Source organism: uncultured Allobosea sp. (genome assembly GCF_945956895.1).
GTDB lineage: Bacteria > Pseudomonadota > Alphaproteobacteria > Rhizobiales > Beijerinckiaceae > Allobosea.
This window is the reverse complement of record NZ_CAMFJF010000035.1, coordinates 25,286-36,184: the sequence shown is the minus strand read 5'-3', so window position 1 is coordinate 36,184 and position 10,899 is coordinate 25,286. Positions and strand designations below refer to the sequence as shown.

The following is a 10,899-nucleotide window of genomic DNA, read 5'->3' as shown; positions in this document are numbered from 1 at the left end:
TGAGATTGTCTGGAGCGGGCGAAGGGATTCGAACCCTCGACCCCAACCTTGGCAAGGTTGTGCTCTACCCCTGAGCTACACCCGCATCCGAGACAGTCGCGCCGTGTTGGCGGCGCGGCCGGGTTATTGCCCCAAAGCGCCGCGAAGCGCAAGCACCCTTGTGAAAGTTTTTTTGCCGCCTTCCACAAAAGCGCGAATTCGCCGGCCCTGTCTTGCTGCCGGCGCCCGGCGAGGATAGGCATCATCCGGCCCGTTCCCGCCGTTCCGACAGGCGTTTTCGGTGCCGACTCGAACCCTGCCCTCTACCGATCGCTTCGCCATGACCGCGCCCGTCACGTCCGACCAGCTCTGTGATTATCTCACGGATCAAGGCATCGCCTTCCACCGCACCGACCATCCGGCCGTCTTCACCGTCGCCGAAACGGCCCCGCATCGCGACGAGATGGTCGGCCACCACACCAAGAACCTGTTCCTCAAGGACAAGAAGGGGCGGATCTTTCTGGTCTCGGCCGAGGCGCACGCACGAATCGACCTGAAGCGCCTGCACGAGCGGATCGGCGCCAGCGGCCGGCTCTCCTTCGGCTCGGCCGAGCTGCTGCTGGAGAAGCTCGGCGTCACGCCAGGCTCCGTCACCGCCTTCGCCGTGATCAACGATCGCGCCGGCGAGGTCACCATGGTGCTGGACGCCACGCTCGCAACCGGCGAGGACGTCAATTTCCATCCCCTGATCAACACGGCGACGCTGCGGGTCAGCCGCGACGATCTCCTGGCCTTCTTCCGGAGCACGGGGCATGAGCCGCTGATCGTCGATTTGCCCGTCCCACCCGATGGACAGAATGGCTGAAGCACCCCATCTATGGGGCAACTGCGCGGGCGGCCGTAAGGACATGCCCTCGCCTCCAGTATATCTCACGAAGGACGACCCATGCTGGTCAATGGCGAGGCGGCCGAGCAATCCGGCCTGATCAAGGACACCACGACCCAGGGCTTCCGCCAGGACGTCATCGCCGAATCGATGAAGCAGCCGGTGCTGATCGATTTCTGGGCACCCTGGTGCGGCCCCTGCAAGCAGCTCACCCCCGTCATCGAGAAGGTGGTCAAGGCTGCCGGCGGGAAGGTCAAGCTCGTCAAGATGAACATCGACGAGCACCCGCAGATCCCCGGCCAGCTCGGCATCCAGTCTATTCCCGCCGTGATCGCCTTCAAACAGGGCCAGCCGATCGACGGCTTCATGGGCGCCCAGCCCGAGGGCCAGATCAAAGCTTTCATCGAGCGTCTGGTCGGGCCGATGGGGCCGGGCCAGACAGGTGAGCTGATCGAGGCCGCCGCGGCTGCCATCGCCGCCGGCGACCCTGCTGGCGCGAGCGAGCTCTATGCCGGCGTGCTCGAGATCGAGCCCGACAACCTCGCCGCCATCGCGGGGCTAGCCCGGCTGCATCTCGACAACGGCGATATCGAGGGCGCCAAGGGCATTCTGGGCATGGCCCCACAGGACAAGGCTTCCGATCCGGCGATCACGGCCATCCACGCCGCGATCGAGCTCGCCGAACAGGCCGCCTCGCTCGGCGACACGGCCGAGCTGGAAGCCAAGGTCGCGGCCAACCCGAAAGATCATCAGGCCCGCTTCGATCTGGCGCTCGCGCTCAACGCCCGCGACAAGCGCGAGGAGGCGGTCGACCATCTCGTCGCCATCATCAGGGCCGACAGGACGTGGAACGACGACGGCGCGCGCAAGCAGCTCCTGCAGTTCTTCGAGGCCTGGGGCCCGATGGACGAGGCGAGCGTCGCCGGACGCCGCAAGCTTTCGACTCTGCTGTTCTCCTGACCGGCATAAGGACTAGGCGCGCATGGGCATGAACGCCGTCTACGAAGGAGCCAAGGATTGCCCGCAGGCGATCCCGCTCTTTCCGTTGGGCGGCGCATTGCTCCTGCCGCGCGGCCAGATGCCGCTCAACATCTTCGAGCCGCGCTATCTCGCCATGATCGACGATGCCCTCAAAGGCGAGCGCGTCATCGGCATTATCCAGCCCGAGCCGGAAACCGGGCGCCAACCCGAGATCCCGCCACTGCTCAAGGTCGGCTGCCTCGGCCGCATCACCCAGTTCGCCGAGACCGGCGATGGGCGCTACATCATCACGCTGACCGGGATCAGCCGGTTCCGCCTGCTCGACGAATTGTCGGTGATGACGCCCTATCGCCAGGGCCGCGTCGGCTATGACTCATTCGCCGCCGATTTCGTCGCCCGCACCGGCGAGGAGGAGGTCGACCGCAAGGGCCTGCTCAAGGCGCTCCGCGACTTCGCCAAGGCCAACGACCTCAAGATCGACTGGAAGGGCGTCAACGAGGCGCCGAACGAAGCCCTGGTCAACGCGCTCTCGATGATGTGCCCGTTCGGGCCGCGCGAGAAGCAGGCGCTCCTGGAAGCGCAAACGCTGAAGGATCGGGCCGAGGTGCTGGTCGCGATCACCGAGATCGAGCTCGCCCGCGGCGGCGGCGACCCGGACACGACCCTGCAGTGATTCCCGCTACCCCGCCTGCCGAAGCGCCACCCACTGTTTGGCCGCCGCGCCGCGCGGTTGCGGCGTGGATTTTCTTCGATTGGGCGGCGCAGCCCTTCTTCACGCTGATCACGACCTTTGTCTTCGCACCCTTCTTCGCCTCGGCGTTGGCCAGGGATGCGGCCGCCGGCCAGGCACTCTGGGGCTATGCCACCGGCCTCGCCGGCCTGTGCATCGCCCTGCTCTCGCCCCTGCTCGGCGGCATCGCCGACCGAACCGGGCCGCGCAAGCCCTGGATCGCCGCCTTCGGCGCGCTCCTGGTCATCGGCTCCGCCATGCTCTGGTTCGCGGTGCCGGGTTCGGCCTCGGCCGTGCCGATCGCGCTTGCCGGCTTCGTCATCGCGACGATCGGCGCCGAATTCGCCACCACCTTCAACAATGCGATGATGACGCGGCTGGTGCCGCCGGAGCGGCTCGGCTGGCTTTCGGGTACGGGCTGGGCCGTCGGCTATCTCGGCGGTCTCCTGTCGCTTGCCATCACGCTCGGGCTGCTCGCGGCCGATCCGCAAACCGGCAAGACGCTGGCCGGCATCGCGCCGATCCTCGGGCTCGATGCCGCCGCGCGCGAGGGCGACCGCTTCTCCGGCCCGCTGACGGCGCTCTGGTTCATCGTCTTCGTCACGCCGATGTTCCTGCTCACCCCGGATTCGTGCAGGACGGGCCTGAGCCTCGCGGAAGCGGCGCAAGGCGGCGTCGGGCGGCTGAAGGCGACGCTCGCCGAATTGCCGAAACTGCCCGCGCTTGGCCGCTTCCTGCTTGCCAACATGATCTACCAGGACGCGCTGGTCGCGCTCTTCGCCTTCGGCGGCATCTACGCGGCCGGTGTCTTCGGCTGGCAGACCATCGAGCTCGGCATCTTCGGCATCCTGCTGACCATCACCGGCACGCTGGGCGCCTGGGCTGGCGGCAAGCTCGACGATGCCATCGGCGGCAAGCCGGTGATCCTCGGCGCGATCGCCTGCCTGCTCTTCGCTTGCCTCGGCATCCTCTCGCTCAGCGCCGACCATATCTTCTTCGTGATTCCCGCGACCCCGCCCGTGCCGGGCGACGGGCTCTACGCTTCAGTGCCGGAGCGGGTCTATCTTGGCTTGGGTCTGCTGATCGGCCTCGTTGCCGGGCCGATGCAGGCGGCCTCACGCAGCCTGATGGCACGGCTGGCGCCGGAGGGGCGCATCGGCGAGTTCTTCGGGCTCTTCGCCCTGTCGGGCAAGGTCACGTCCTTCATGGGGCCGACGCTGGTCGCGCTGGCGACGACGATCTTCGCCAGCCAACGGGCGGGGCTTGCCGTGTTGATCGTGTTCTTCCTGGCCGGCGCAGGGCTGCTGGCCGGCGTGAAGGTCTCCCGTAAGTCGTAGGGTGCCTTAGGTCATAGAGTGTCTTCCCGCACGCGCTGCGGCACGCAGTGCTGCTGCGCAGATGCGGGACCGCGCGGTGAGAAGGCATCTCTCAAACGAAAGGGCGCCCCCTTCATCAGAGAGCGCCCTTTCCTGAAAACGGTCCCGTGTCTGCGCCGCAGCACTGCGTGCCGCAGCGCGCACGGGAAGACACCCTTCAAAAGGTGCCCTTCAAATGGCGCCCTTTACCGAACCAGGATGTTCTTGAACTGCCAGGGATCGCTGGTATCGATATCCTCCGGGAACAGGCCCGGGCGGCCATCGAGCGGCGTCCAGTCGGTGTAGTAGCCCTTCACCGGGCCGAGATAGGGCCGCTGGATCTCGAGGCAACGATTGAAATCGAGTTCCTCGACCTCGACGATCCCCGCGCGCGGATTCTCCAGCGCCCAGACCATGCCGGCAAGCACGGACGAGGTCACCTGTAGACCGGTCGCGGTCTGGTAGGGCGCGAGCGAACGCGCTTCCTCGGTCGAGAGCTGCGAGCCGAACCAGTAAGCACCCTTCTCGTGGCCGTAGAGCAGCACGCCGAGCTCGTCGATGCCATCGACGACCTCCTTCTCCTCCAGGATATGATGCTCTTCCTGCGGACGGCCGGCATTGCCGAACATCTCGTGCAGCGAGAGCACGGCATCATTCGCCGGATGATAGGCGTAGTGGCAGGTCGGCCGGAACACGGCCTTGCCGGCCTCGTCGCGCACGGTGAAATAGTCCGCGATCGAGATCGACTCGTTATGCGTGACCAGGAAGCCGTACTGCGCGCCCGGCGTCGGGCACCAGCTGCGGACCTTGGTCTCGGCGCCGGCCTGCATTAGGTAGATCGCGGCCTGCGAGCCGGTCTCGTGGCCATGGGCGTTCGCCGGCATCCATTTCTCATGCGTACCCCAGCCGAGTTCGGCAGGCTGCACGGCTTCGGCGATGAAGCCCTCGACCGACCAGGTGTTGACGAAGACGCCCGGCGGCTTGGGGTTCTTCGAGCGCTGCGTGTCGCGCTCGGCGATATGGATGCCCTTGACGCCGACGCGCTGCATCAGCGCAGCCCATTCCTCGCGGGTGTTCGGCTGCGTTGCGTTGAGACGCATATCGGCGGCGAGATTCGTCAACGCCCGCTTCACCAGCGAGGAGACCATGCCGGGATTGGCGCCGCAGCAGGAGACCGCCGTCGGCGTGCCCGCCGGACGCGCCCGCTTGGCGGCGAGCGTCATCTCGCGCAGCGCGTAGTTCGAGCGCTCGGCCGGGCCCTTGCTCTCGTCGAAATAGAAGCCGAGCCAGGGCTCGTTGACCGTGTCGATATAGAGCGCGCCCAGGCTGGAGCAGAACTCCATGATGTCGCGCGAGCCGGTATCGCAGGAGAGATTGACGCAAAAGCCCTGACCGCCGCCGGCGGTCAGCAGCGGCTCCAGCATCGTCTTGTAGTTCTCGACGGTGACGGCTTCCTGGATGAAGCGGATGCCGCGCTCGTCGAGCAGATGGCGATTGGAATCATCGGGAGCAATGACGACGAAGCGGCTCTTGTCGAACTTGAAGTGCCGTTCGAGCAGCGGCAGCGTACCGCGGCCGATCGAGCCGAAGCCGATCATCACGATCGGGCCGGTGATCTCGCCGTAGACGGGCCAATTCGTCATTCTCTGAAACTCCTGGGTTCTGGGGATAAAAAAGGTCGAAAGGGTCGTATGAGCGCAAAATCGCGCCGTCAATCGCCGGAACGCCTTCCACACGGGGTGAGCGCATGGAAAGCGCCGGCGATGACGGCGCGATGACGATGGGTCGGAGGCATCAGGCGGCCTGCGCCACCTCTTCCGCCGCGAAGGCCGAGGGAACGGCTGCACCGGCAGCAACCAGCACGCCGTGTGCGCCATCGAGGGCGCCGTCGCGCAATTCGATCGCGAGGAAGCGCTCGCGTTCGACCGGGCCGGGCATGGCGAGCTCGCGCGTCAGCGCCGGATCGAAGCCGAAGCGGGCGTAATAGGGCGCGTCGCCGACGAGGATGACAGCGCCATGGCCGCGGCAGGCCGCGCGCCAGAGCGCCTCGCGCATCATCGCCTTGCCGAGCCCCTCGCCCTGCAATTCAGGCTTCACCGCGAGCGGGCCGAGCAGCAGCGCCGGCACGCCATTGGCTTCGACATGCCAAAGGCGGACGGTGGCGAGCACTTCGCCGTCACGCTCGGCCGTGAGCGCCAGGCCCTGCGCCGGCAGGCGGCCCTCGCGCAGGCGCTCGCTCGACTTGGCGGTGCGGCGCTCGCCCAGGCAACGGTCGAGCAGCGCCTCGCGGGCGGGAATGTCGTTGGCGATCTCGTCGCGGATCGTGATCATGACGCACCTCCTGCCGGAGCGCCTGCGCTCACGCAGACTTTCCCGGCGCCGCGCGAACGCAGCCACAAGCAGATTGGATTGTGTGGAAGGGGTCCGGCGGGAGCCACGCTCCGCATCTCCGTTCTGGAGATGCGAACGCTCCACCCGACTTAGCGTCGGACAGCCTGCCATGCGGCAGGGCGCTTCGCCGGACCCGATTGGATCAGGAAGGAGCTCGCGCTCCTTCCGACGTCAGATGACGTACTGCTTCAGCGGCGGGAAGCCGTTGAAGGCGACCGACGCATAGGTCGTCGTATAGGCGCCCGTGCCCTCGATCAGCACCTTGTCGCCGATCTCCAGCGAGAAGGGCAGCATGTACGGGGTCTTCTCGTACATGACGTCGACCGAGTCGCAGGTCGGGCCGGCGAGCACGCACGGGACGGTCTCGTCGCCATCGCGCACGGTGCGGATGGGGTAGCGGATGGCCTCGTCCATGGTCTCGGCGAGACCGTTGAACTTGCCGATATCGAGATAGACCCAGCGGACCTCGTCCGTTTCGGCCTTCTTCGAGATCAGCACGACCTCGGCCTCGATCAGGCCGGCTTCGCCGACCATGCCGCGGCCCGGCTCGATGATCGTCTCGGGCAGCTGGTTGCCGAAATGCTTCGACAGCGCCCGGAAGATCGCGTCGCCATAGGACGGCACGCCCGGAATCGGCTTCAGGTAGCGCGCCGGGAAGCCGCCGCCGAGATTGACCATCGACAGCGAGATGCCGCGCGTGGCGCATTCCTTGAAGATCGCCGAGGCCGAGGCCAGGGCCGAATCCCAGGCGTTCACGTTCGCCTGCTGCGAGCCGACATGGAACGAGATGCCATAGGCCAGGAGGCCCATGCGATGGCCGTGCTCGAGCACGTCCGCGGCCATCTCGGGCACGCAGCCGAACTTGCGCGAGAGCGGCCAGTCAGCGCCGGCACCGTCGCAGAGGATGCGGCAGAAGATGCGCGCATCGGTCGTGCCGGTCTTCTCGGCGGAACGGGCGACCTTCTCGACCTCGGCCGTGCAGTCGACGGCGAACAGGCGCACGCCGAGCTCCATGGCGCGCACGACGTCGCGCTCCTTCTTGATAGTGTTGCCGAAGGAGATGCGATCGGCCGTGGCGCCGGCCGCGAGCGCAAGCTCGATCTCGACGACCGAGGCGCAGTCGAAGCAGGAGCCGAGCTTGGCCAGCAGGGCGAGCACCTCCGTCGCCGGGTTGGCCTTCACCGCGTAGAAGACGCGGGTGTCGGGCAACGCACGGGCGAAGGCATGATAGTTCGCGCGCACGACTTCGGTGTCGATGACGACGCAGGGCCCGTCCTCACGTCGGGTACGAAGAAACTCACGGATGCGGTCGGTCATGAGACGCGACTCCCCTGCGACGCAAGCGGCGTCGATGCGATGTATCGCCGGAGTGAATCGTCGCTGTCGCGCGGCGCTGTGGAGACGCCTGCTACAACGGACGAGTCGTCCGGACCCGAAACACCGTTCGATTGGGGAAGACCCCGCACGGCCGGCAATGAAGGACAAGCCTCTTCGGTGCCGGCCTGTGGAAAGCCGGCGAGACCAAAAAAGCCCGCTCCGTCGTTGCTTTAAGCTGCGTCCCCCGTGGAGATTCGGGGTTCGCCGGTTTTGCCTCCGGCTGCCGGTCTGTGTCGGGGAACAATCTCCTTGCGAAGACTGGGAGGCGTGATTTGAGGGATGTCCATCCCCTCCATCCGTCCTCCAACCCCTGGCGGCTGTCCGGCCTCTTGTCCGGATGCCCACCGACCAGCACGCGGCCACAGGCACGTGCGAATTGGGTGAACGCGATATACGGATAGCGACCCCGGACCACAAGTGTTTTGTGCACCCGAAGTCGCATTTTTTTGCAAGGGTGATCCGCGTCCGTTCGGGAGCGGGCCAACGGCAAAAAGCCCTTCGCCGGCTAGGAGTTAGTCGCGCTTCTCGCAGAAGCGGATTCTGTTGCCGAAGGGATCGGGAACCTGCAGCGTCCGGCCGGCCGCGAAGGTTGCGATATCTTCATCTCCCGTCAATGCCGGATGCCCTAGACCGGCCCCATTTGATGGCCTTAAGTCTCGGTAGCCGCCTATTTTGCCAAGCCGAGGCGACGGGGAAGACGGACCACGCATGACCACGACAGACCGCCGCCGCGTCCTGGGCGGACTTTCAGCCGCGCTCTGCCTCTCGGCAGCGCCCTCCGTCCTCCTGGCCCAGCAGCCCCAGACGCAGGGCCCGCCGCAACCGCCCCAGCAGAACGCCGCGCCGCAGCCCCGCTTCGGCTTCGAGGACGTGCAGCGCCGCGCCCGCGAGATCGCCGCTGTTCCCTATGAGCCGATCGCGCCCTTACCGGAGGCGCTCGCCAAGCTCGACTATGATTCCTGGCGCGACATCCGCTTCCGCCCCGAACGGTCCCTGCTGCAACAGAACGGCTCGCCCTTCCGCATGCAGATGTTCCATCCGGGCTTCCTCTTCACCCGGCCGGTCACGGTGAACGTCGTGCGCGACGGCGTGCCGACGCCGGTACCCTATGCGGCGAACCTGTTCGATTACGGCAAGGTCAAGTTCGACAAGCCGTTGCCGGTCAATCTCGGCTTCGCCGGCTTCCGGCTGCATTATCCGCTGAACGACCCGCGCGTCTTCGACGAGCTGATCTCCTTCATCGGCGCGAGCTATTTCCGGGTGCTCGGCCGCGGCCAGCGCTACGGCCTTTCGGCGCGCGGCCTCGCGATCGGCGCCGGCACGAGCGCCGAGGAGTTCCCGGTCTTCCGCGAATTCTGGATCGAGCAGCCGGCCGCCAACGCCGAGCGCGTCGTCATCCATACCCTGCTCGATTCGCCGACCGTCACCGGTGCCTATCGCTTCACCATCTACCCCGACCTCGACACCGTGGTGGAGGTCGCGGCGACGCTCTATCCGCGCGCGCCCATCGAGAAGCTCGGCCTCGCGCCGCTGACCTCGATGTTCTTCACCGGCGAGAACGACCGCCGCTTCTTCGACGATTTCCGCAGCGAGCTGCACGATTCCGACGGGCTGATGATCCATTCCGGCAGCGGCGAATGGATCTGGCGCCCGCTGCGCAACCCCAGACAGCAGGCCGTCTCCTCCTTCGTCGAGCGCAATATTCGCGGCTTCGGCCTGATGCAGCGCGACCGCGCCTTCGAGCATTACCAGGATCTCGATCTCTCCTACGAACTCCGTCCCTCCTACTGGATCGAGCCGCAGGGCGACTGGGGCGAAGGCGTCGTCGAACTGATCGAGATGCCGACGACCGACGAGACCAACGACAATATCGTCGCGCTCTGGGCGCCGAAGACGCCGCTGGAGCCGGGCAAGGAATTCTCCTTCGGCTACAAGCTGATCTCGATGCTCGATTCAGGCGACCTCCATCCGGGTGGGCGCGTGGTCAATACCTACCAGGCCAAGCCCAAGGCGTTGGGTTCGGGCGAGCCGGTCACCGAGGGCTCGCGCCGCTTCATCATCGATTTCGCCGGCGGCGATCTCGACTACTATCTGAAGCAGCCGGAGAAGGTGGAGATCGTGCCCTCGATCGCCTATGGCCGGATCGACCGCGCCTTCATCGTGCCGAACCGCAAGACCGAGGGCTTCCGTGCCTTCGTCGACGTGGTGGTCGAGCCCGGCCAGCTCGCCGAGATGCGCGCCTTCCTGCGCAGCGGTGGCAAGACGCTCACCGAGACCTGGAGCTATCCCTGGCGCGCCGAAGCGCAAGGGTGACTGAACACCGGTGATCTGAAGGAGCCTGTGCCATGGATGTCGTCGAGAACCCCGAGCAGAACCGCTTCGAACTGTCGCTCGACGGCGGCACCGCGCTCGTCGCCTATCGCCGCGACGGCCAGCGGCTGGTGCTGGTCCATACCGAAGTACCCGAGCAGTTCGCCGGGCAGGGCGTCGGCTCAAGGTTGGCAAAGGGCGTCTTCGAGCTGCTCCGGGCGAGCAAGCGCAAGGCCGTGGTCCGCTGCGAATTCCTCAAGGGCTGGCTCGCAAAGCACCCCGAATACGAGGACGTCGTCGACGGCTAGGCCAGCGATCAGGACTTCTTCTTGCCGCTCCGGCGTGCCGGCGGCTTCTTGCGGCCGTAGAGCTCGAGGCGATGGCGCACCAGCTCGTAGCCGAGCTCCGCCGCGATCCGCCGCTGCAACTCCTCGATCGCATCCGAGGAGAACTCGATCACCTCGCCCGAATCGACGTCGATCAGGTGGTCGTGATGCTCCTGGTCGGCATGCTCATAGCGCGAGATGCCGTCCTCGAAGGCATGGCGCTCGATGGCGCCCTGCGATTCCAGCACCTTCATCGTCCGGTAGACGGTCGAGAGCGACAGCGTCGGGTCATGCGCGAAAGCGCGGGTAAAGATGCCCTTTGCATCGGGGTGGTCGTCGGCTTCGGCCAGCACGCGCAGGATCAATCGCCGCTGCTGCGTCATCCGCAGCCCGGCCCCCTTCAGCTGGCTCTCGAAAACGGCAATGCGCCGGTCGGTTTCGGTCATGCCTTGCCATAGCAATGCCGTTGGCCAATTGCAAAAACAGCTATAAGAAAATCATTCTCATTTGCAGCAATAATGCAAATAGGAATCAACCGCAATAAACAAGACCCGCAGTGAGATG

At 66.1% G+C, this 10,899-nt stretch carries 10 protein-coding genes and 1 tRNA gene; 6 read left to right on the top strand and 5 right to left on the bottom strand.

What is annotated here, in order from left to right; genetic code table 11:
* Positions 1 to 10: 10 nt before the first annotated feature.
* Positions 11 to 85 (bottom strand) — tRNA-Gly (locus Q0Q02_RS16880).
* Positions 86 to 319: 234 nt separating this feature from the next.
* On the opposite strand from Q0Q02_RS16880, the gene Q0Q02_RS16875 reads away from it, so the two are divergent.
* From Q0Q02_RS16875 to Q0Q02_RS16860, 4 genes are all read left to right on the top strand, one after another.
* Entirely contained in the window at positions 320 to 844 is a 525-nt protein-coding gene (locus tag Q0Q02_RS16875; RefSeq protein WP_293811002.1) for a prolyl-tRNA synthetase associated domain-containing protein, read from the top strand.
* An 81-nt stretch (positions 845 to 925) separates the two neighbouring features.
* Positions 926 to 1,825 carry a thioredoxin gene (trxA, locus tag Q0Q02_RS16870; protein WP_293811000.1) on the top strand — a complete coding sequence of 300 codons (900 nt, stop codon included), beginning with the start codon at positions 926 to 928 and terminating at the stop codon, positions 1,823 to 1,825.
* Between the two features lie 22 nt (positions 1,826 to 1,847).
* Positions 1,848 to 2,519: an LON peptidase substrate-binding domain-containing protein gene (locus Q0Q02_RS16865; protein WP_293810998.1), complete on the top strand. Its 672-nt coding sequence runs from the start codon at positions 1,848 to 1,850 to the stop codon at positions 2,517 to 2,519.
* Positions 2,516 to 3,913 carry an MFS transporter gene (locus Q0Q02_RS16860; protein ID WP_293810996.1) on the top strand — a complete coding sequence of 466 codons (1,398 nt, stop codon included), beginning with the start codon at positions 2,516 to 2,518 and terminating at the stop codon, positions 3,911 to 3,913. Before Q0Q02_RS16865 ends, Q0Q02_RS16860 begins: the two co-directional genes overlap by 4 nt.
* A gap of 224 nt (positions 3,914 to 4,137) precedes the next feature.
* Here the strand turns inward: Q0Q02_RS16860 and Q0Q02_RS16855 are convergent, their stop codons facing one another.
* The 3 genes from Q0Q02_RS16855 to Q0Q02_RS16845 all read right to left on the bottom strand — a co-directional run bounded on the left by Q0Q02_RS16855 (position 4,138) and on the right by Q0Q02_RS16845 (position 7,639).
* A complete protein-coding gene (locus Q0Q02_RS16855) occupies positions 4,138 to 5,574 on the bottom strand; it encodes a homospermidine synthase (protein ID WP_293810995.1) in 1,437 nt (478 codons plus the stop codon).
* Between the two features lie 151 nt (positions 5,575 to 5,725).
* Positions 5,726 to 6,262, bottom strand: a complete 537-nt coding sequence (locus Q0Q02_RS16850; RefSeq protein ID WP_293810993.1) for a GNAT family N-acetyltransferase — start codon at positions 6,260 to 6,262, stop codon at positions 5,726 to 5,728.
* Positions 6,263 to 6,493: 231 nt separating this feature from the next.
* Complete coding sequence (locus Q0Q02_RS16845) at positions 6,494 to 7,639, bottom strand: type III PLP-dependent enzyme (protein ID WP_293810991.1); 1,146 nt, start codon at positions 7,637 to 7,639, stop codon at positions 6,494 to 6,496.
* 768 nt (positions 7,640 to 8,407) lie between these two features.
* Here Q0Q02_RS16845 and Q0Q02_RS16840 point away from each other — a divergent pair.
* The gene (locus Q0Q02_RS16840; RefSeq protein ID WP_293810989.1) at positions 8,408 to 10,012 is read left to right on the top strand and encodes a glucan biosynthesis protein; all 1,605 of its coding nucleotides are present in this window, start codon (positions 8,408 to 8,410) and stop codon (positions 10,010 to 10,012) included.
* A 32-nt stretch (positions 10,013 to 10,044) separates the two neighbouring features.
* Entirely contained in the window at positions 10,045 to 10,317 is a 273-nt protein-coding gene (locus Q0Q02_RS16835) for a GNAT family N-acetyltransferase (RefSeq protein WP_293810987.1), read from the top strand.
* Positions 10,318 to 10,325: 8 nt separating this feature from the next.
* Here the strand turns inward: Q0Q02_RS16835 and Q0Q02_RS16830 are convergent, their stop codons facing one another.
* On the bottom strand, positions 10,326 to 10,781 hold the full coding sequence (locus Q0Q02_RS16830; protein WP_293810986.1) for a Fur family transcriptional regulator: 456 nt from the start codon (positions 10,779 to 10,781) through the stop codon (positions 10,326 to 10,328).
* Positions 10,782 to 10,899: the final 118 nt, after the last annotated feature.

Bases quoted from the DNA above. Each gene is read 5' to 3' on its own strand.
- Q0Q02_RS16835 (WP_293810987.1), top strand. From the start codon at position 10,045: ATGGATGTCGTCGAGAACCCCGAGCAGAACCGCTTCGAACTGTCGCTC.
- Q0Q02_RS16865 (WP_293810998.1), top strand. From the start codon at position 1,848: ATGGGCATGAACGCCGTCTACGAAGGAGCCAAGGATTGCCCGCAGGCG.
- Q0Q02_RS16840 (WP_293810989.1), top strand. From the start codon at position 8,408: ATGACCACGACAGACCGCCGCCGCGTCCTGGGCGGACTTTCAGCCGCG.
- trxA (WP_293811000.1), top strand. From the start codon at position 926: ATGCTGGTCAATGGCGAGGCGGCCGAGCAATCCGGCCTGATCAAGGAC.
- Q0Q02_RS16850 (WP_293810993.1), bottom strand. From the start codon at position 6,262: ATGATCACGATCCGCGACGAGATCGCCAACGACATTCCCGCCCGCGAG.
- Q0Q02_RS16830 (WP_293810986.1), bottom strand. From the start codon at position 10,781: ATGACCGAAACCGACCGGCGCATTGCCGTTTTCGAGAGCCAGCTGAAG.
- Q0Q02_RS16845 (WP_293810991.1), bottom strand. From the start codon at position 7,639: ATGACCGACCGCATCCGTGAGTTTCTTCGTACCCGACGTGAGGACGGG.
- Q0Q02_RS16855 (WP_293810995.1), bottom strand. From the start codon at position 5,574: ATGACGAATTGGCCCGTCTACGGCGAGATCACCGGCCCGATCGTGATG.
- Q0Q02_RS16875 (WP_293811002.1), top strand. From the start codon at position 320: ATGACCGCGCCCGTCACGTCCGACCAGCTCTGTGATTATCTCACGGAT.